Genomic DNA, 20809 nt, shown 5'->3' with positions numbered 1-20809 from the left:
GGCATCCATTACTACCGTCAAGCCTACCCTGCCTGCACTCGCGAACTGCCATCGGACCCGTGCGCGGCGCTGTTCGAGGTGTCCGCGGGTTTCACCTCGAAGCGCAGGCGTCGCCGGGCGATGTCCGCCTCCAGCAGTACGACGGTGACGCGTTCGCCGGCCACGAGCTCTCCGTAGCACTTCGCTTCCAGCGGTGGCTCGGTGACCTGCACCGTCCCGGACAGCCGCGGTGCCCGCTTGCCCGGGGCGTCGTCGACGGCGGGTGGCGAGCCCTGGAGGACGACGGCGGAGAAGGCCTCACCGATGCGGTTGCTCAGCAGGGCAGCCTGCACGGCGTCCATGGCCCCGGAGTCGAGGCGCGACGCCGTCTGGTTCGACGACGCCATGAGGGAGTTGAGCTGGGGCAGCGCGCTCCGGACCCAGGCGGGGACCTCCTCGCCCGCGCACAGAGCAGCACATGTCACGAGGACGAAGCGGTCCACGAGGCGGCGCAGGGGGGCGGTGGTGTGGGCGTAGGGCGCCGCGATCGCGGACTGTCCGACATCCTCCGGCACGGTGCCGTCGAACGCCGTGTAGCCGGCCCCGCGGAAGAGGGAGGCAGCGGCGTGCATGAGGGCGAGCTGCTTCGGATCGCCGACGTCCAGGGTGCGCAGGAAGGCGCCGTACGGCAGGTCGGACGGCCACGGATGCTCCAGTGCCTCGGACTGACGCCGGAACTTGCCGAGCGCGCCGTCGTCGGGCTCGGGCATGGTGCGGAGGATCCCGATCCGGCCGTCGATCATCATGCGCGCCGCAGCCATGCCGGTCATCAGCGAGATCTGCGCGTTCCAGTCCTCGCAGGGGAGAGCCGGCTCCGTGACGATGTCGTAGCTCTCGCCGTCGTGCGTGATCTCCTGGCGCGGCAGGTTGAGGCTCGCGCCGCCGCGGTCGAGTTCGAGCTGGATGCGGCGCAGGCCGACCTCCCGCAGCAGCACCAGCTGGTCGTCCGCCGTGCCGGCGTCGATCGCGGCCTGGACCTCGGCGTAGGTGAGGTGGCGGCGGCTCCGGACCGTCGCCCTGCTGACGGTGACCGACAGCACCACGGCGTTCGCGTCCAGCTCGAAGTGCCATACGAAGGCGGGGCGGTCGAGATCGGGCAGAAGACTCGCCGCGCCCTCGGAGATGACCTCCGGATGCAGCGAGATGCGACCGTCCGGCGCGTACAGCGTCTGTCCGCGCAGCCTCGCCTCGGCGTCCACCGCGCCGCCCGGCTCAACGAAGAGCGGCACGTCCGCGATCGCGTACCAGACCTCGTAGGCGGGCGACGGCGGACGGGCAGTGCCGTCGGAGCCTGCCGCTCCATCCGTGCGATGACCGGCGTGCGCGCTCTGCAGGGCGTCCGTCTCGTTCGCGCGGTCGGCGCCGGTGCGTGCGAGGTGGACGGCCTGGTCGAGATCCGTGGAACCGGGCGGGTCGATGGTGAGGAAGGGGAGATGCCGGAGGTCGACGGCAGGCAGTTCGTGCCGGGCCACCGCGGTCTCAGCTTCCGCGAGGACGTCCGGGGCGAACCCCTCCCGGACCTCGAGTTCCTCGCGCAACGCCCGCAGCGACTCCGTGAGGCGCTGCTGGGAGTCCCGGTCCCGGAGATCCATATGCTGTGCTGGCACAGGCCTTACGGTAATGCACGTCACAGACATCGGCGCGAGCGGCACAAGGAGTGGCAGGGGCCCCGCATGAAGGGATGTCCGCTACTCGTTCCGGCACACGGATGCGTCCTCATCGGGATCGCCGCCCGGCCATTGCGTACTCTTGGCAGAATGAACAACCGCTCCTCGGACAGCACGGCTCCCACCTCGACGCAGTCGTCGTCGCCCGACGCCCACCCTTCGAGCGCAGGTACACAGACGACGCCACCCGCACCTCTTCCTCCGGTGTCCGCCATCCCAGCGGATGCTCTCCCCGAGGAGTCCGCCGCCGACCCGCTGGAGGAGCCCCTCTACGCGCGCTTCGTCGCGGACCTGCTCGGCGTCATCGCCTACGGCGAGCTGTCCGGGTTCGAACGCCTCTCCTCCGACGCCCGCTTCTCGCCGAGTCTCGCGGACCGGGCGAGCCTCGGCAGGCTCGCGGTGCAGGAGTTCGAACACTTCGAACTGGTCGAGGCCTTCGTGGCCGATCTGGGTATGACGATCGAGGACGCCATGAGTCCGTTCCAGGCCTCGGTCGATGCCTTCCATGAGCGCACCCGACCCGGTGACTGGTACGAGTCGCTGATGAAGGCCTACGTGATCGACGGATTCTCGGGCGATTTCTACCGGGCGCTCGCCGATCGGCTGGATCCTCGTACACGCGAGCTCATCAGTACGATCGATTCGGGTGACGGGGCCGCCCACCTCCACCGGCGTCTCAAAGAGGCGCTCGCGGACGACCCGCGGCTCGCCTCCCGGCTCGCCCTGTGGGGCCGGCGTCTCGTGGGTGAGGCACTCACGCAGGCCCAGCGCGTCGGCATCGAGCGCCAGTACCTGGCCGGTCTCCTCTTCGCCGACGAGGCCGATCACACGCAGCAGACCACGGCCATGTTCTCCCAGCTGACGCGTAACCACTCGCGCCGCATGAGTGCGCTCGGTCTGACGGCATAGACCCCGGATCCGGGGCTCCTCGGCCTCGGCCGGACAACCCGGACGTTCGGCCCGCACCTCAACCAAAGCCCGGGTCCGACGTCGCACCCGGGCCGGCGAAGGTGTCGTTCACGCAGAAGACCTACGGACAGGATCCGTAGGTCTTCTGCAGTAGACGTACTGGTGCCGATGCTCCCGGCGCTCCCGGAGGAACGGTCAGGCCGCGGCCGTCCCGCGGGGCAGAGCGGTCAGAGTGCGCCGAAGCCGACGCGGCGCGATTCCTCGGCGCCGATCTCCACGTAGCCGAGCACCGACGTCGGGACGATGACCTGGCGGCCCTTGGAATCCCTGAGCCGCAGCTCGGTTCCGCCGCTCATGGCCGTGGCCACGAGGTCCGCGATGGCATCGGCGGTCTCGGAGGAGTCGAGGGTGATCTCCCGGTTGACGTTCTGAATACCGATCTTGACTTCCATGGCGCGTGCCTCCTGTTGTGATCCTCTGGATTCCCTCCGGAATCTACTCTAGATCTCCTTGGGGAAGCGGCTGATTCCGCGCCAAGCTAAACGGTAGATGAGTTCGGACGCGGCATCGATGTCGAGGCTGCCGTCCGTCTCCAGCCAGTAGCGGGCGCTGATCTGCGCCATTCCGGCGAGCCCGCGGCCGAGGAGGGTGGCCTCGACGCTGGACAGCTGGGTGTCATCGGCGATGACCCCGGCGATCGCGCCGGCGAAGTGTGCATTGAACGCCTCGAGGCGCCTGCTGACCTCGGGTTCGTTGCTGATGTCCGATTCGAAGACCAGCCGGTGTGCCCGGCTGTCCTGGGCGATGAACTGGAAGTAGGCGCGCATGGTCGCGTGCACCCTCATCTTGTTGTCATCGGTGGACCGGATGGCGTCGACGAGGAGGTCGGTGAGTTCCGCGAGGTGACTGTCCAGCAGCGCGAGGTAGAGGTCCTGCTTGCCCGGGAAGTGCTGGTACAGCACCGGCTTGCTCACCCCCGCGGCTTCCGCGATGTCGTCCATGGCCGCCCCGTGGTACCCGTTGCTCACGAACACCTCCTGCGCTGCCGCGAGGAGCTGACGACGCCGCTCGTCGCGCGGCATCCGCGGCGCCCGTCCGGCGGTGGTCGGTTCGGCACTCACAGGGGCTCGGTCCTCGCTTCGGGGATGGGCGGCATGCGCCGGGGGAGGGGCGGCGCGATGTGTGGCGTGGTCGCGCCGTCGTGCCCGCCAGTCTATCCGCGGTGGTACGGGGCAGGGCGATCGTGCTCGCGGCTCTCCGCCTGGCGCGTCCCCCTGCCGTCCTTGAGGACGTCCCGGAAGCAGTGGGCCGGTGGCGGGAATACCCTTGGGTATGAACGCTTCGCAGCTCAAGCCGTCGCCCGCGCAGTCCGCGCCCACAACGCCGTCGGCATCGTCCGTGCCGGCCGCCGTCGGGAGTGCGGCGGGGACGCCCGCCGGACTGCCACCGCTGGTCGAGGCACTCGGCACGCTGACCCGGGAGGAGACCGAGCGCTACTCCCGCCACCTCATCATCCCGGGCTTCGGGATCGAGGCTCAGCTGCGCCTGAAGAACGCCAGGGTGCTGGTGATCGGGGCAGGAGGCCTCGGCTCGCCCGCGCTGCTCTACCTCGCAGCGGCGGGGGTGGGCACGCTCGGGATCATCGACGACGACGACGTCGAACTGTCCAACCTGCAGCGGCAGGTGATCCACGGGGTGTCCGACATCGGACGGTCGAAGGCCGCCTCGGCCCGCGACAGCATCCGGGAGGTCAATCCGCTCGTCCGGGTAATCCTGCACGAGGAGCGACTGACCCGCGACAACGCGCTGCAGGTGTTCGGCGGGTACGACCTCGTGCTGGACGGGACCGACAACTTCGTCACCCGCTACCTCGTGAACGACGCCGCGGCGATCCTCGGCAAGCCCTACGTGTGGGGTTCGATCCTCCGTTTCGACGGGCAGGTGAGCGTGTTCTGGCAGGACCGCGGACCCACCTACAGGGACCTCTACCCGGAGGCGCCGCCACCGGGGGCCGTGCCCTCCTGTGCCGAGGGCGGCGTCCTGGGTGTGCTGTGCGCGCAGATCGGCTCCGTGATGGTCAACGAGGCCATCAAGCTGATCACCGGTACGGGCACCACTCTGCTGGGGCGGGTGCTGGTCTTCGACGCCCTCGCAATGACCTGGCGCGAGGTGCGGGTCCGGCCCGATCCCACCGCAGCGCGCATCACGGACCTGGCCGACTACGAGGCGTTCTGCGGTCTGCCCTCACGAACCGGTGCGCCGGGTGCCGGAGCGGGAGCCGACGGAGTCGGAGGGGCCGTCGGTGCGGAGCCGTCGGTGCCTCTGGTGTCCGTCGAGGAGCTCGCCGTGCTCCTGGCGGAGCGTGCGGACGGTCGGGTGGACTTCGATCTGCTCGACGTCCGGTCCCCCGAGGAGTACGCCATCGTGAGCATCGACGGCGCCTCACTGGCGCCCAAGGACGCCGTCATCACCGGGGAGGTCGTGGTCGACGCCGATCGGACGATCCTCGTGCACTGCAAGTCGGGGATGCGGTCCGCCGACGTCGCCCGTGTACTCCTCGCACGCGGTCACTCCGACGTGCGCTCGGTGGAGGGCGGAATCCTCGCGTGGGTCGACAGGATCGAGCCGGACAAAGCCACGTATTAGAGGGGTGCCCGTCGGGCGACGTGGTGCGGGCCCGGTGCGAGGGGCGTCAGGCGCTGCGTGAGGGCCGGTCGTGGTCCACCGGGCACACGCCGCCGGCGCCGTGACGGTGCTCGCGCGGCACGGGCACGACGGCGGTGGACGGCCTGTCGACGGTGCCGTCGACTGGCTCGGCGGAAGCCGCGGATGATGGGCGGGGAACGGCAGGTCCGTCGGCCACGGGCGCCACATCGATGCCGTAGAGCGCTTCCAGAGCGGCGGTGTACTCGTCCTGACGACCCTCGGCCGCGAGCTCGCGGGCACGCACCGTGGGGACGTGCAGGAGCTGCCGCACCATGCGGCGGAGAGCGAACTCCACTTCCTCGGCAGCCGCGGTACAGCCGTGCTGCGCGCGCACGCGTTCCATCTCGGCGTCCAGCACGGTCTGCGTGTGCTGCCTCAGGGCGACGATCGCCGCGTTCATGGCACGCGTGGCCTGCTGCTCCTCGAAGGTCCGGGCTGCCGACCGCACGAGCTCGCTCGCCTGCGTGAGAGCGTCGGCCTGCTCCTCCGGAGCCGCGGCCCGGACGGACTCCAGCGTGATGAGTTCGACGTCGTCGAGCGTGCCGACCTCGGGATCGAAGTCGTGACTGAGGGCGAGATCGATGATGACCAGCGGCCGGTCGGTGCCCTGACGGACCCGGCGGATGTCGTCGGCGTCGATCCGGGCGTCGCTACCGCTGCACCCGATGACGACGTCCGCACGGCGCATGGCGCCCGGCAGATCTGCGGACGCGAGGGCCGTACCGCCGCGGGTGGCGACGAAGGCCTCGGCGCGTCCCGAGGACGAGAAGACGGAGATGTCGGTGCAGCCGCGCTCCTTGAGCGCCGCCATGGTGGCGCCTGCGTAAGCGCCGGTCCCGAAGATCACGAGGCTCCGGCCCGACCAGTCGGCGTCGCCGGAGAGGTCACCGGCCAGTTCGAGGGCCACGGAGACGATGGAGCGCCCGCGGCTCCCGAGGGCCGTCTGCGCCCCGACGTCCTTGGCGGTCTTCGAGGCGGCCTGGAACAGACGGACGAGACCCCCGCTGGCGGCACCTGACGCCTGCGCGTCGATGAGGGCGCGACGCACCTGCCCGGCGATCTCCCGCTCACCGATGACGGCGGAGTCGAGCCCGGCGCCCACGGCGAAGAGGTGCTCGGCGACGTCCTGGCCCGTGTGGGTCTCGAAGGAGGCGGATACCGACTGCTCGGAGATGCCCGAGTACTGGCTGATGGTGGAGACGATCGCGGACCGCGCGGCTTCGACGTCCTCCTCGGACGGAGCCTCGGCGTAGATCTCGAAGCGGTTGCACGTCGCGAGGACCACGGCGCCCGCCACGGCCTGGCCACCGGCGAGCGCGGCGGAAGGGACCTGGGGGGCCCCGACGCTGAGTCGGGCGACAGTTTCCAGGTCCACGTTCGAGTGCGTCGCTACGAGAGAAAGGAGTACCACAACACGTCAATCATACCGAGATCGTGTCGCAGCCGCCGGTCAGGCAGTCCTTACCGCGAGGGTCCACGCGGCGTCTTCCGGCGCGGAACCGCGTGATCCTGCGGCTTTCCACCCATCGTGGGTGGTTCCTGCGCTCGGTGATCTTCACCACCCCTGGCCCCGCGACGCCGACCCGGTTATCGTTCCGCCCGGATGTTCGGCAGAATCGGCCCCATGGAGCTCGGAGCAACGCACCCACTCGTCGACGGACGCACCACCGATTCGGCGCTCATCGCAGCGTACCGGGGACGGACCCCGCACCGGCGTCCTGTCTGGTTCATGCGGCAGGCGGGCCGTTCGCTGCCCGAGTACCGCTCGCTCCGGGAGGGTACGGGCATGCTCGAATCGTGCCTCGACCCCGCGATGGCCTCCGAGATCACCCTGCAGCCGGTCCGCCGGCACGACGTCGACGCCGCCATCTTCTTCTCCGACATCGTGATCCCGCTCAAGCTCGCAGGGGTTGACGTCGACATCGTGCCCGGGGTGGGCCCGGTGCTCGGGACGCCCGTCCGCTCGGCGGCCGACGTCGCCGCCCTCCCCGTCCTCACGGATGCCGCTCTCGATCCCATCCGGGCCGCGGTCGCGCTGACCGTCGCGGAACTCGGGAGCACGCCCCTCATCGGTTTCGCGGGCGCCCCCTTCACCTTGGCCGCCTACATGGTGGAGGGCCGGCCGTCCCGCGACCACCTCGGCCCGCGGACCATAATGCACGCCGACCCCGAGACGTGGCGCGCACTCACCGAGTGGGCCGCCGACGCCTCCGGGATGTTCCTCCGGGCGCAACTCGAGGCAGGAGCCAGTGCGGCACAGCTGTTCGACTCCTGGGCCGGCTCGCTCGGGCTCGCCGACTACGAGCGCCACGTCGCCCCGGCGTCGGGCCGCGCCCTCGACCACGTGCGCGGCCTCGGTGCACCGCTGGTGCACTTCGGGACGGGCACGTCCGAGCTGCTCGTGGCCATGCACGACGTCGGCGTGGACGTGATCGGTGTTGACTACCGGCTGCCGCTCGACGAGGCGAACCGCCGGCTCGGTGGCACCGTACCGCTCCAGGGCAACATCGACCCGGCTCTGCTGCCCGCCCCGTGGCCCGTGCTCGAGGCGCACGTGCGGGAGGTCCTGAGGGCCGGTGCGGCCGCTCCCGGCCACGTCGTGAACCTCGGGCACGGCGTACCGCCGGACACCGACCCGCAGGTGCTCACGCGCGTCGTCGAGCTCGTCCACTCGGTGGCGCCGTAGTCATGGTCGGCTCGCGGTCGCTCGCGGACGGGACAGCGGTCGAGGCAGCGGACGGAGCGGCGGACGAGTCCGCGGAAGGCCCGCGGTGCCGCGTCGTCGTGGTCGGCGGCGGGATGGCCGGACTCGTCGCCGCGAGGACCCTCCTCGCGCGGGGCATCGACGTCACGGTGCTCGAGCGCACGCACCGCTTCGGCGGGACGGTCGACGGCCGCGTCCTGCGGGGCCTGCGCCTGGACAGCGGCGCGGAGTCGTTCTCCACGCGCTCGGCGACCGTCCCGTCGCTCGCCGAGGACCTCGGGTTGGGTTCGCTGATCGTCACGCCCGACGCGTCCGGCGCGTGGGTGCAACTGCCGGGCGAGGACCTCCGCCGCAGCGCCCAGCCGCTGCCGAACTCGGGGATCCTCGGTATCCCCGCCGACCCCACGGCCCCCGCGATCGTCCACGTCATCGGCGAGACCGCAGCGCGCGAGGCGGCGAAGGACGCCACGGAACCGCTCGGCACCCTCGCAACGCGTGCATCGGTGAGCCTCGGTGAACTCGTACGTTCACGCATGGGCGAGGCCGTCCTCGCGCTGCTCGTGGCCCCCGTCGCGGGCGGAGTGTTCTCGGCGGACCCCGACGACCTCGACGCGGACTCCGTGGCGCCCGGACTACGGGCCACGATGGCACGGCTCGGTTCGCTCGGTGCGGCGGCCGGAGCCCTGCGGTCCGCCGCGCCCGCGGGTGCGGCGGTCGGGGGCCTGATCGGCGGGATCCACCAGCTGCGGGACGCCCTGGTGGCGGATCTGCGATCGGGTGGCGCCGACCTGCGGACGGACGAGCGGGTCACCGGCGTGGGGACGGCACCCCGCGGGTGGACCGTCGTCACGGAGGACGCGGCCGGCACGCACCGCGTCCCGGCCGACGGCTTACTGGTGGCGGTGGAGGGGGGTGCCGCGGTCGATCTCCTCGCTCCCGTGATCCCCGACTTGGCGGGGGAGCGGCCCTCGCCCGTTCCCGGCGTCGCGCTCGTCACGCTCGTGGTGCACGCGCCGGGACTCGACGCCGCGCCGCGCGGGACCGGCGTGCTGGTGGCACGCGGGGTCGCCGGCGTGGCCGCCAAGGCACTGACGCACGCCACCGCGAAGTGGGCGTGGCTGCGCGACGACGCCGCTCCGGGCACGCACGTCCTGCGCCTCTCCTACGGACGCGTGGGTGATGGCCCGTCCGACGTCGGACTGGGGACGCCCGACGACGTCCTCCTGCGCCACGCACTCGCGGACGCGACGGCGCTGCTCGGCGTGCCGATCGACGAGGCCTCGCTCCTCGACCACGACGTGGTGCGCTGGGCCGGGGCGCTGCCCCACGCGTCCGTCGGTCACCGGGACCGCGTGGCCCGGATCCGGGCCATCGTGGCCGGTTCCTCCTCGACGCTCGCGGTGACGGGCGGATGGCTCGCGGGCACCGGTCTCGTCGCCGTCGTCGACGACGCCCGGAAGCGTGCGCATGCCCTCGCCGACGCCCTGGACGATCCGGGGGCCGACGCGTAGTGTGACGTTCATCTCTTCTACCTGCTGTAGAAGACTTGGGATTCGAAACGCCCCGGGCCAGGAGGCAGACTAGGACCATGACTCAGCCGACCGGCAGCAACGACGCCCACGCCCCCCAGGACCCGGCAGCTCAGAGCGCTCCCGCCGAGGAACTTTTCTACACGCTCTGGACGGTGTTCAAGCGTGGTTCGGCGACCACCGACTCCGGGGCACACCCCCTCGAGGAGGTCATCGGGTCCTTCCAGCAGGACGGCGTGGTGCTTCGCGGCTTCTACGACGTCTCGGCCATGCGGGCCGACGCCGACGTCATGGTCTGGCTCCACGGACCGAAGCCGGAGGACCTCCAGGCGGCCGTGCGCAAGCTGCGACGCACCGACCTCTTCGCCGAGACCACCATCGTGTGGTCGGCCATGGGCGTGCACCGCGACGCCGAGTTCACGAAGTCCCACAGCCCGGCCTTCTCCCGCGGGGTCGCACCGGCGGAGTGGGTGTGCGTCTACCCGTTCGTGCGGTCCTACGAGTGGTACATCCTGCCGACGGACGAGCGCCGCGACATGCTGATCGACCACGGCCTGAAGGGTCGGAAGTACCCCCAGGTCATCTCCAACACCGTGTCCTCGTTCGCCCTGAACGACTACGAGTGGATCCTCGCCCTCGAGGCTCCGGAGCTCGTGGACCTGGTGGACCTCATGCGCTACCTCCGCGAGACGGAAGCACGCCGGCACGTCCGCGAGGAAGTCCCGTTCTACACCGGCCGACGAATCACCCACGACGAGATTGCAGAGGTGCTCCAGTGACGACGCAGGCATTCAACCCCCTTGACGGAGTGGACGAGCGCGGACGCATGGCCCCGAAGGCGTACGACGCCATCGTGCTGGCGTCCTTCGGCGGACCGGAGGGGCAGGACGACGTCATCCCCTTCCTGCGCAACGTCACCCGCGGACGCGGTATCCCGGACGAGCGCCTCGAGGAGGTCTCGCACCACTACCGTGCATTCGGCGGCGTGAGCCCCATCAACAGCCAGAACCGCGCCCTGCGCGCCGCGATGGAGGCGGAACTCCGCCGCCGCGGCATCGACCTGCCGGTGTTCTGGGGCAACCGGAACTGGGAGCCCTTCATCGCCGACACGCTGCAGGAGGCGTACGACGCCGGGCACCGCAAGGTCCTCGCCGTCACCACCAGCGCCTACTCCTGCTACTCGAGCTGCCGCCAGTACCGCGAGGACCTCGGCATGGCGCTCGTGAAGACCGGTCTGGAGGGTCGGCTCGAGGTGGACAAGGTCCGCCAGTACTTCGACCACCCGGGCTTCGTGGAGCCGTTCGTCGAGGGTGTCGGCGCGGGCCTCGCCACGGTTCGTGCCGGGCTCGCGGAGAAGGGGACGCCCGACGCCCCCGTGCACATCATGTTCTCCACGCACTCCATCCCCATGGGCGATGCCGAAGCGGCGGGACCCCGCAACGGCGAGGGTGGCCCTGCGTACGAGGAAGGCGCCTACGTGGCGCAGCACCTCGCCACGGCGCAGGCGGTCCTCGACCGCATCCCCGAGGCAGCAGGGGTCGAGTGGTCGCTGGTCTACCAGTCCCGCTCCGGCGCCCCGCACATCCCCTGGCTGGAGCCCGACATCAGCGATGCCCTCCGTGACCGCTACGAGTCCGGTACGCGCGGCGTCGTGATCGTCCCGCTGGGATTCGTCTCCGACCACATGGAGGTGGCGTGGGACCTCGACACGGAGGCCCTGGAGACCTGCGGCGAACTCGGCATCGTGGCGGACCGCGTGCCCACCCCGGGCACGCACGTGAAGTTCGTCGAGGGCCTGATCGACCTCGTGCTCGAGCGCACCATCGACAACAACATCGCAGAGCGGCCCTCCGCCACGGCACTCGGCCCGTGGTTCGACGTCTGCCGGCCCAACTGCTGCGCCAACCGGCGCGGCGAGAAGCCGACCATCGCCGCGGTGGACTCCACCGTGGGGACGCCTCTTCCCAACCCCGGTATGTGATGGACGTCGGCACCACCGCCGTCCGCGTCGGCACGCGGGGCAGCGCCCTGGCGATGACGCAGACCACCACGGTCGCGGAGCGGATCGCGGAGCTCTCGGGGCTGCCCTACGACCTCGTCAGGGTGAGGACCGAAGGGGACGTCTCGCGGGGCTCGCTCTCGCAGATCGGCGGCACGGGAGTCTTCGTCGCCGCCCTCCGGGACGCCCTGCTCGACGAGCGGTGCGACATCGCCGTGCACTCCCTCAAGGACCTGCCGACGCTCCCGGCGCCGGGACTCACGGTCGCCGCCGTGCCGGAGCGAGAGGACGTGCGCGACGCCCTGTGCGCCCGCGACGGACTGACGCTCGCCACGCTCCCGGACGGCGCGCGGGTGGGAACGGGGTCGCCGCGCCGCGCTGCGCAGCTGAGGGCTGCACGCCCCGGAATCGAGGTCGTCGACATCCGGGGCAACGTGGACACGCGGTTGGGCCGGGTGGCGGGGCTCGTCATCGGCGCACCCGGTGACCTCGACGCCGTCGTCCTCGCCGCAGCGGGTCTCAGGAGGCTGGGGCGCGAGGAGGCGATCAGCGAATTGATCGACACCGACGTGATGCTGCCCGCGCCCGGACAGGGCGCGCTCGCGGTGGAGTGCAGGGAGGTCGACGCAACGGCAGGCCTGCGCGAGGCACTCGCCGCCTACGACCACCTCCCGACCCGCCTCGCCGTCACGGCGGAGCGGGCCGTCCTGCTGCAGCTCGAAGCGGGCTGCGCCGCCCCGATCGGTGCGCTCGCGCACCTGCGGGGGGAGGAGTTGGCGCTCGAGGCAGCGGTCTGCAGCCTGGATGGTCGGGCGGTTCTCCGGCTCACGCGATCGGCGCCGGCGACCGACGCCGTCGCGGCCGCCCGGCTCGGGCTGGAGCTCGCCGAGGAACTGGTCGCTGCCGGCGCCGCCGACATCGCGCCCCTGAACAGCTGAGCCGCGTGGTCGATCCCCTCGCGCGCAGGAGCGTCGTCGTCCTCCGTCCTCCGGAGCGGGCGGTGCGGATCGCGGCGGCGCTCGAGGCCGCCGGGATGACGGCGTATGCCATGCCGCTCACCGCGACCGAGCTGCCGTCGGACCAGGATGCTGCTCGGAGGATGATCGCGGATCTCGCAGCCGGCGAGTACCGGTGGCTCGTGGTGACGAGCGGGAACACCGTGAGGTCGCTCGACGTCGTCGCGCGGGGGAGCGGGCCCGGCTTCCGCGAGGCGATCGCGGCGGGCGGAGCGAGCGTCGCCGCCGTGGGGGCCACGACCGCGCGCGTGCTCGCGGAGGCGGGGATCCGTGCCGACCTGGTGCCCGAGGACGCGTCCTCGGCAGGGCTGCTGCAGGCGCTCGGCCCGGGGAACGGTCGCATCGCCCTCCCGCAGGCGGACCTTGCGCCGGAGGACCTGCGGTCGGGGCTCGCCGATCTCGGCTGGACGGTCGACCGCGTCGAGGCCTACCGCACCGTCCCCTACCCGGCCGATCCGCGCAGGAGCGTGCCCGGCGTCGTCGAGGACGGGGAAACCCCGCCGCTCGTCTCACCGCGGGACCTCATGGCGTCGGCCTCCGCAGGTGTCCAGCCCGCCGTCGTCTTCACCGCGCCGAGCACCGTGCAGCAGTTCCGTGACACGCTGGGCGGCGGGGACGTGACGTTCCATCCGGTGGCCATCGGCCGGACGACCGCCGCGGCGATCCGGGAAGCGGGATGGTCCCCGGTCGCGACGGCGGCCGCGCCGACCCCAGGCGCGATCGTCGACGCCGTCCGGGAGGCGTTCGACGGCCTCCCGTCCTGCGTGGGACGAGCGGTGGCTGCGTTACCGCTCGCCTCACTGCTTACCCCACTGTCCACCTCGCCGACCACCTCACCGATGTCGACACCACCGATCGGAGATCAGCCGTGAGTTTCCCCCAGCACCGTCCGCGCCGATTGCGCTCGACCCCCGCGCTGCGGCGCGTGGTCGCCGAGTACCGCGTGCATCCGTCCGAGCTGATCCTGCCGGCCTTCATCCGGGAGGGCCTCACCGAGCCCTCGCCCATTCTGTCCATGCCTGGCGTGGTGCAGCACACCACCGACTCGCTCCGTCGGGCTGCGGCCGAGGCCGTGGAGCGGGGCGTGGGCGGCATCATGCTGTTCGGCATCCCTGAGCGCCGCGACGCGACCGGCAGTGCGGGCATCGACCCCGACGGCGTGCTCAACAGGGCGATCGCCGACGTGCGGGCGGAGGTCGGCGATGCGCTCGTGGTCATGAGCGACGTCTGCCTGGACGAGTTCACGGACCACGGCCACTGCGGCGTGCTCGCGGACGACGGCTCGGTGGACAACGACGCGACCCTCGCGCTCTACGCGCAGATGGCCGTCGAGCAGGCGAGGGCCGGTGCTCATGTGCTCGGCCCCTCCGGGATGATGGACGGCCAGGTCGCCGTCATCCGCCAGGCACTCGACGAGGCCGGCCACCAGGACACCGTGGTGCTCGCCTACGCCGCGAAGTACGCGTCCGCGTTCTACGGCCCCTTCCGCGAGGCCGTCGACTCCCAGCTCACCGGCGACCGCCGGACCTACCAGATGGACGCCGCCAACCGGCGCGAGGCCCTCCTCGAGGTCGAGCTCGACATCGAGGAGGGAGCGGACATGGTGATGGTCAAGCCGGCCATGAGCTACCTCGACGTCCTCGCCGACGTCGCCGCGATGTCGCCCGTCCCCGTTGCCGCCTACCAGATCTCCGGTGAGTACGCGATGATCGAGGCCGCCGCGGCCAACGGCTGGATCGACCGCCGCCGCGCCATCGAGGAGTCCGTCCTCGGCATCAAGCGCGCCGGTGCGCAGATGATCCTCACCTACTGGGCCTCCGAGCTGGCACTCTGGCTCGACGAGAAGAACTAAGGAACCCCTCCCATGACCACATCCCCGACCACGTCGGACACCCTGTACGAGCGCGCCCGCGCCCTCATGCCCGGCGGTGTGAACTCGCCTGTCCGGGCCTTCGGCTCGGTGGGTGGCACCCCGCGCTTCCTCGTCGATGCCCACGGCGCCTACGTCACCGACGCGGACGGGAAGCAGTACGTCGACCTCGTCTGCTCCTGGGGCCCGGCGCTCCTCGGGCACTCCCACCCCGACGTCATCGCCGCGGTCCACCGTGCGGTGGACCACGGACTCACCTTCGGGGCCTCCACACCCGCCGAGGCGGACCTCGCCCAGCTCGTGAAGGACCGCGTGCCCGCCGTCGAGCTCCTGCGCATGGTCTCGACCGGTACCGAGGCGACGATGACCGCCGTGCGGCTCGCCCGCGGCTTCACGTCCCGCAACCTGATCGTCAAGTTCGCGGGGTGCTACCACGGTCACGTGGACAGCCTTCTCGCGTCCGCGGGTTCGGGCGTCGCCACGCTCGCGCTGCCGGGCTCGGCAGGCGTCACCGAGGCGACGACGGCGGAGACACTCGTTCTGCCCTACAACGACGTCGAGGCCGTCGAGGAGGCCTTCCGCACCCACGGCGAGCACATCGCCGCCGTCATCACCGAGGCGGCGCCGGCCAACATGGGCGTGGTGACACCGGCTCCCGGTTTCAATGCGTTCCTCAGCCGCATCACGTCCGAGCACGGTGCCCTGTTCATCGTGGACGAGGTCATGACCGGGTTCCGGACCCACGCGGGCGGTTACTGGAAGCTCACCGGTGGGGCCGACGACGCAGAGTACCCGTGGACGCCCGACCTCCTGACCTTCGGCAAGGTGATCGGCGGCGGCATCCCGGCAGCGGCCCTGGGCGGGCGGGCCGACGTCATGAACTACCTCGCGCCGATCGGGCCCGTCTACCAGGCGGGTACCCTCTCGGGGAACCCGATCGCCATGGCCGCCGGTGTCGCCACCCTGACCGCCGCGACCGCCGACGTCTATCGCCACGTCGACGCGCGCTCCCTCGAGGTGAGCGACGCCCTGTCCGCGGAACTGTCGAGGGCCGGGGTGGACCACTCGATTCAGCGCGCCGGCAACCTGTTCAGCGTCGCGTTCGGTACCGCCGAGCACGGTGTGTGGAACTATGCGGATGCCCAGGGCCAGGAGGGGTTCCGCTACGGGCCCTTCTTCCACTCCATGCTCGACTCCGGTGTCTACCTCCCGCCGTCCGTCTACGAGGCGTGGTTCCTCTCCGCCGCCCACGACGACGCCGCCATGGAGCGCATCCACGCCGCGTTGCCTGCTGCGGCGAGAGCCGCCGCGGAGGCCGTGCCGATCGACTGACCACCCGGTGCTCGGCCGGCCGTGCGCCGTGCTCGATGTCGGCTCCGCGCGCGATCCACTGGGCCTCGGCCTCTGCGCCCGTGCCAGTGGCCTCGGACGTCACGCCACCTCGGCGAGCTCCTTGGGGAGCGGCGGCGCCACGTGTGCCTCGGCCTCCACGAGTGCCGGCTCCGGCATCCGCGCCGGGAGCGGCGCGGGAACCAGCGCGGGGATGAGTCCTGCGATCTGCCCGGGGATCAGCTCGGGAACCATAGCTGTGATCTGCGCGGGGATCGGAGCCGCGGCCGGCGGCGTCGCCGTTGCGCCGGTGGCAGCACGTCCGAGGATCGGCCACGCCCGCTCGATCACGGCGTCGGGATCGGTGCGCCGCAGGTATTCCTCGAAGTTGGCGGCCTGCCGGTCCGCCCACACCACGAGCGCCTGGTGCAGGGGCTCCGCCGGGCGCTGGAGGAAGGCGTACCTCTCGGCCAGGACCTGACCGACGCGAAGCGTCGCCAGCACGTCCGCGGCGGACGTATGAGCCTTCTCGAACGCGATGCCGTAGTGCTCGCAGAGGGCCGTGAGCGTGCGCTTGCCCTTGCGGTACCTGTCAGCCTGCTTGTCCATGATGTACGGGTCGATCACCGGCGACGGATCGGGTGTCGCCACCGTGTGGCGGCGGCCCTCCTCGGCGAGCACCGTGAAGTCGTACCGGGCGTTGTAGGCGAGTACGGGCACACCGGCGTCGAAGAGGCGCGTGAGCACCAAGGCGATTTCCCGCACCACCAGGGGCGCCGGTCGCCCGGAAGCCCGGGCGTGCTCCGTGGTGATCCCGTGGATCGCGGCAGCGCCATCGGGGATCTCGACGCCGGGATCGGCCAGCCACTCGTGCTGCTCGATGACCTCGCCGGCAGCGTCCACGACCACGATCGTCGCCGTGACGATGCGTGCGTCGAGTGGGTCGCGCCCCGTGGTCTCGAGATCGAAGGCAGCCCGTGGGCGCTCGTGCCAGCTGTTCATGGGGACAAGCTACTGGCCCGGTCCGACCAAATGGCGCAGCCGCACCGTGGGACCGGCGGACGGCGTCCGCATGCCCTCCGGGGCAGGGCTAGCATGGCAGGCGTGCAGCCGAGGATCAGCCCGAAGGAGAGCCACCGGGACACGGCCGGTGTCGGTGGCCATGTGGATCCTGCTGTCTCGTCGCGCGTCGATCCCGTCGCGTTCGCCGCCGCGGTGCTCGCCGTCACCGAGAGCATCCCGGTCTCACGGGTGCTCACCTACGGGGACATCGCTGAACTGCTCGAGTGCGGCGGCCCACGGCAGGTGGGACGAGCCCTGTCCCACAGCACCCGCGCCGTCCCGTGGTGGCGGGTCGTGAGGGCCGGCGGACACCCACCGCAGGGACTCGCGGCGCGTGCGCGGCTCCACTACGAGCAGGAGGGGACGGCGCTCCGCGTCGGGGCGGAGGACGCCGGGCCGGACGACTACCGCGTCGACCTTCGACGCGCCCGCTGGGACCCGTCGGCGGTGGAGTACGAGCCGATCGTCGAGCTCATCGAAGGGCTCGCGGGCGGACCAGGAGGGCGGCCGCCGACCGAGGGCGACGAGGGCGAGCCGCAGCGGTCGAATGTCCGTGGGATGTGATGGGCTTGTTCCATGACCACCACCCTTCCGGACACCGCCGGCACCCTTCGGGCGGTGCCTCGTCATCCCTGGTCCGGACCTGCCGGTGACCACGACGCCGTCCTCGCCTCGCTCGAGGCGGTGACGGGTCCGGTCCTGGTCCTGGGTGCACCGGGTAGCGGCAAGAGCTCCTTGCTGACCGACCTCGCGGTGCGGCGCATCACGGCCGGGGCGGTCCAACCCGAGGGGCTGCTCCTCCTCGGCCCCACGCGTGCTGCGGCGACGCGGCTGCGCGACGACGTGACCGACAAGCTCCAGCGCAGCATCAGCACAGCTCCTGCACGCACCTGGGCCTCCTACGCCTTCGACCTCATCCGGCGGGCCAAGGCCGAGGGTCGCACGCCGTCGATCACCCGGCCGCCGAGGCTGCTCTCGGGCGCCGAACAGGACCTGATCATCAGGGAACTCCTCACCGGCCACCTGACGGACGGCATGCCCCGGCTGGAGTGGCCCGCAGGGCTGTCGCTGGCACTGCCCACGCGCGGCTTTCGCCAGGAGATCCGCGATCTCTTCGACCGCGTCAGCGAGTACGGCGTGCGTCCCGATGACCTGGCCGCGTGGGGTGAGCGCTTCGACCACCCGGAGTGGGTGGCTGCGGCCGCGCTCTACCGTGAGTACAGGGACGTGCTCGATCTCCGGATGCCCGAGGCGTTCGATCCCGCCGGGATCCTCACGGCGGCGCGGCATCTCCTCGAGGATGACGCCGACCTCCTGGACCAGGAGCGGAGAAGGCTCCAGCTGATCCTCGTGGACGACTACCAGGAAGCCAACCCGGCGGTGCACGCCCTCCTCGGGCTCCTCGGTGCGGGCAACGACGTCGTCGTCACCTCCTGCCCCGACACGGTGGCGCAGGGCTTCCGCGGAGCGCGCCCCGAACTGACGGGGCGATTGTCGGCACTCTTTCCCGAGGACCTCACGACGGTCACCCTGCCCTCGTCGCAGACCCTGGCCGGACCGCTCTTCGACGCATGGAGCAGGGTCGCCGCCAGGATCGCGACGACGGCGGTCGATACGTCCTACCGCTCCGTGCGTCCCGTGGGCCCCGTGGATCCCGAGGGCTTCGTGCGTTCCGGGCGTCCCGACGGGTCCGCTTCCGACGACGGCACCGACCTGGCCACGGCCGACGGACATCGCCTCCACGTGTCCGCGCACCTTCTCGACAGTTCGTTCCACGAACAGCGATTCATCGTCCAGCGCGTCCTCGAGGCCCACCTCTTCAGGGAGGTGGCCCTGGACGACATCGCGGTCGTCGTGCGCAACGGAGCGCAGGTGGCGGCGGTGCAGCGTTTCCTGACCTCCCAGGGCGTCGCGGTCAACGTACCTGCCGCGGAGACCGCGATCCGCGAGGAACCGGCGGTCCGCCCACTCCTCGACCTCTTCGCCGTGGTCATCGGTCGTGTGGACCTCGACGCGGAACTTTGCGTGTCCCTGCTCACCTCACGGCTCGGTGGTGCGAGCAGTCTCGACCTGCGCCGGTTGCGGCAGGTCCTGCGCCGTGCCGAACTGCTGCAGGGTGGCACGCGATCGAGCGACGACCTCCTCGCCGCCCTCTTCGGGACCACCGACGAGACGCCCGTGCTCGGTACAGAAGGCGCCCCGGTCCGGAGGCTCCGCCGCATGATCGACGCCGGAAGAACAGCGGCGGAGCAACCCGGGACCGACCCCGAGACCGTCCTGTGGGCCCTGTGGTCCGCGTCGGGGCTGTCGAAGCAATGGTCGGACACGGCACTGTCCGAAGGACCGTCGTCGGCGAGGGCTGATCGCGACCTCGACGCGATGATGGCTCTCTTCCACACGGCGGAACGCTTCGTCGAGCAGGTGCCCGGTGCGGAACCCGCGCTGTTCCTCGAGTACGTCCTGAGCCAGGACATCCCCATGGACACCCTCGCCCGGCGCGCTGATCGCCAGCCCTCGGTCTCCGTTCTCACGCCCGCCAGCGCTGCAGGCCGGCACTGGCAGGTCGTCATCGTCCCCGGGGTGCAGGACGGCGTCTGGCCGAACCTCCGCCTGCGCGGCGAGATGCTCGGTTCGGGGGAGCTCCGCGCCCTGCTGGACCACGGAGAGTCCTTCCGATCGACCCGCGACCCGGTGACGCTCACGCAGGACATCCGCTTCGACGAGCTGCGGACGTTCTCCCTCGCGGTCTCCCGCGCCACACGGGAGCTCGTCGTGTCCGCCGTGTCCTCGCAGGAGGAACAGCCGTCACCGTTCCTCGACCTCGTGGACCCCCTTCCGCCCGGCGTCGGCGAGCGTGCCAGGACGGAGGTGCTCCGTCCCGTCACCCTGCGCGCCCTCGTCGCCGAGTTGCGCAAGTACGCCCAGGACGGCCCGGACACCAACCCGCTCGCGCGGGAGGCGGTCGGCCATCTCGCCCATCTCGCCGCGCAGGAGCCGCCGGTTCCCGGGGCACATCCCGATCAGTGGTGGGGCGTTCTCGGACCGAGCAGTGACGCGCCTGTCGTCCCTCCGGACCAGCCCATCCCCGTCTCGCCCTCGAAGGTGGAGTCCGTCCTGCGGTCGCCTCTGAGCTGGTTCGTGTCTGCGGCCGGTGGTGAACGGACAACCGACTTCGCCCGCTCGCTCGGGACGCTCGTGCATCAGATCGCCCAGGACCTCCCGGACGCCAGCGGGACCGAGTACGTCCGCGAGCTCGAGCGCCGATGGCCCCAACTCGGTATCCAGGACTCGTGGGAGGGACGTGCTGAGTTCCGGCGGGCGGAGGTCATGGTGCGGAAGCTCGCCGCCTATGTGCTGTCGATGAGGTCTGCGGGTCGCAGCCTGGCGGCGACCGAGGTGGACTTCAGTGTCGACCTCGGGATGGCGGTCGGGGACAAGGAGCGCATCGTGAGGCTCCGTGGTCAGATCGACCGGCTCGAGCTCGACGCCGACGGACGGTTCGTGGTCGTTGATCTGAAGACGGGCCGGAGCGCCCCTCCGGCGGCGGAGATCGGGCAGCATCCTCAACTCGCGGCCTATCAGACCGCGGTGGCGGAGGGAGCGCGGTTCGACGACGGAACAGATTCTGGTGCCGCGGACGACGGCGGCCCTGCTGACACGCCGTCCGACGGCGAGGGGCCCGGCGACAGCGACCCCACGACGATCGAGGCGCCGGTCCGGAGGGAGCCCGGAGGGGCGGCGCTCGTGCACCTGGGGACGAAGTCCAAGGGCCTCGCCGTGCAGGAGCAGCCTGCGCTGGAGCCGACGGACGGGTGGGCCAGGAGCATGATCGAGGAAGCGGCGGCGCTGATGGCATCGGCTACGTTCGACACGGTGCACGACCCCCGCCGTTCCGGGTTCGGCGGCACGGGCTGCAGGCTGCCCGAGGTGTGCCCGCTGTGCGAGGAAGGCAAGCAGGTGACCCAGTGACTGAACGACA

16 protein-coding genes and 1 pseudogene are annotated in these 20809 nt (G+C 71.3%); 12 read left to right on the top strand and 5 right to left on the bottom strand.

Annotated elements, in window-relative coordinates; genetic code table 11:
- Nucleotides 1–23 precede the first annotated feature (23 nt).
- Complete coding sequence (locus AC4D16_RS04665) at nt 24–1646, bottom strand: RNB domain-containing ribonuclease (protein ID WP_490954123.1); 1623 nt, start codon at nt 1644–1646, stop codon at nt 24–26.
- Nucleotides 1647–1910: 264 nt separating this feature from the next.
- On the opposite strand from AC4D16_RS04665, the gene AC4D16_RS04660 reads away from it, so the two are divergent.
- Nucleotides 1911–2615, top strand: coding sequence for a ferritin-like fold-containing protein (locus AC4D16_RS04660; RefSeq protein WP_490954122.1), 705 nt, complete (start codon nt 1911–1913; stop codon nt 2613–2615).
- A gap of 227 nt (nt 2616–2842) precedes the next feature.
- Here AC4D16_RS04660 and AC4D16_RS04655 read toward each other — a convergent pair whose 3' ends face one another.
- Both AC4D16_RS04655 and AC4D16_RS04650 read right to left on the bottom strand, forming a co-directional pair.
- Nucleotides 2843–3067 (bottom strand): DUF3107 domain-containing protein, encoded by a 225-nt coding sequence (locus AC4D16_RS04655; protein WP_490948673.1) that lies wholly within the window; start codon nt 3065–3067, stop codon nt 2843–2845.
- A 48-nt stretch (nt 3068–3115) separates the two neighbouring features.
- Nucleotides 3116–3697 (bottom strand): TetR/AcrR family transcriptional regulator, encoded by a 582-nt coding sequence (locus AC4D16_RS04650; protein WP_490954672.1) that lies wholly within the window; start codon nt 3695–3697, stop codon nt 3116–3118.
- Nucleotides 3698–4013: 316 nt separating this feature from the next.
- Between AC4D16_RS04650 and moeB the strand changes: the two genes are divergently transcribed.
- Nucleotides 4014–5261, top strand: a complete 1248-nt coding sequence (gene moeB / locus AC4D16_RS04645) for a molybdopterin-synthase adenylyltransferase MoeB (RefSeq protein ID WP_490954671.1) — start codon at nt 4014–4016, stop codon at nt 5259–5261.
- A 46-nt stretch (nt 5262–5307) separates the two neighbouring features.
- On the opposite strand, the gene AC4D16_RS04640 is transcribed toward moeB, so the two are convergent.
- Nucleotides 5308–6732 (bottom strand): glutamyl-tRNA reductase, encoded by a 1425-nt coding sequence (locus AC4D16_RS04640; protein ID WP_490948674.1) that lies wholly within the window; start codon nt 6730–6732, stop codon nt 5308–5310.
- Nucleotides 6733–6945: 213 nt separating this feature from the next.
- Here AC4D16_RS04640 and hemE point away from each other — a divergent pair, with 213 nt between their 5' ends.
- From hemE to hemL, 8 genes are all read left to right on the top strand, one after another.
- On the top strand, nt 6946–8007 hold the full coding sequence (gene hemE / locus AC4D16_RS04635) for a uroporphyrinogen decarboxylase (RefSeq protein ID WP_490954121.1): 1062 nt from the start codon (nt 6946–6948) through the stop codon (nt 8005–8007).
- Nucleotides 8008–8009: 2 nt separating this feature from the next.
- Nucleotides 8010–9536, top strand: a complete 1527-nt coding sequence (gene hemG / locus AC4D16_RS04630) for a protoporphyrinogen oxidase (protein WP_490954120.1) — start codon at nt 8010–8012, stop codon at nt 9534–9536.
- Between the two features lie 77 nt (nt 9537–9613).
- Nucleotides 9614–10333, top strand: a complete 720-nt coding sequence (hemQ, locus tag AC4D16_RS04625) for a hydrogen peroxide-dependent heme synthase (protein WP_490954119.1) — start codon at nt 9614–9616, stop codon at nt 10331–10333.
- 47 nt (nt 10334–10380) lie between these two features.
- Nucleotides 10381–11535 (top strand): ferrochelatase, encoded by a 1155-nt coding sequence (locus tag AC4D16_RS04620; RefSeq protein WP_490954670.1) that lies wholly within the window; start codon nt 10381–10383, stop codon nt 11533–11535.
- Nucleotides 11535–12491: a hydroxymethylbilane synthase gene (gene hemC, locus AC4D16_RS04615; RefSeq protein ID WP_490954118.1), complete on the top strand. Its 957-nt coding sequence runs from the start codon at nt 11535–11537 to the stop codon at nt 12489–12491. The genes AC4D16_RS04620 and hemC overlap by 1 nt, the downstream gene beginning before the upstream one ends.
- A gap of 5 nt (nt 12492–12496) precedes the next feature.
- The gene (locus AC4D16_RS04610) at nt 12497–13441 is read left to right on the top strand and encodes a uroporphyrinogen-III synthase (protein WP_490954117.1); all 945 of its coding nucleotides are present in this window, start codon (nt 12497–12499) and stop codon (nt 13439–13441) included.
- Nucleotides 13438–14421: a porphobilinogen synthase gene (hemB, locus tag AC4D16_RS04605; RefSeq protein ID WP_490954116.1), complete on the top strand. Its 984-nt coding sequence runs from the start codon at nt 13438–13440 to the stop codon at nt 14419–14421. The genes AC4D16_RS04610 and hemB overlap by 4 nt, the downstream gene beginning before the upstream one ends.
- A gap of 12 nt (nt 14422–14433) precedes the next feature.
- Nucleotides 14434–15771, top strand: a complete 1338-nt coding sequence (gene hemL / locus AC4D16_RS04600; RefSeq protein WP_490954115.1) for a glutamate-1-semialdehyde 2,1-aminomutase — start codon at nt 14434–14436, stop codon at nt 15769–15771.
- 321 nt (nt 15772–16092) lie between these two features.
- Here hemL and AC4D16_RS04595 read toward each other — a convergent pair.
- Nucleotides 16093–16770, bottom strand: a pseudogene (locus tag AC4D16_RS04595) (3'-5' exonuclease); the annotation flags it as partial.
- A gap of 102 nt (nt 16771–16872) precedes the next feature.
- Here AC4D16_RS04595 and AC4D16_RS04590 point away from each other — a divergent pair.
- Both AC4D16_RS04590 and AC4D16_RS04585 read left to right on the top strand, forming a co-directional pair.
- The gene (locus tag AC4D16_RS04590; protein WP_490954114.1) at nt 16873–17394 is read left to right on the top strand and encodes an MGMT family protein; all 522 of its coding nucleotides are present in this window, start codon (nt 16873–16875) and stop codon (nt 17392–17394) included.
- Nucleotides 17395–17406: 12 nt separating this feature from the next.
- On the top strand, nt 17407–20799 hold the full coding sequence (locus AC4D16_RS04585; RefSeq protein ID WP_490954113.1) for an ATP-dependent helicase: 3393 nt from the start codon (nt 17407–17409) through the stop codon (nt 20797–20799).
- The last annotated feature ends 10 nt before the right edge of the window (nt 20800–20809 follow it).

Source organism: Arthrobacter sp. TJ-236 (assembly GCF_058269235.1).
This window is presented reverse-complemented; position numbering and strand designations above follow the sequence as displayed.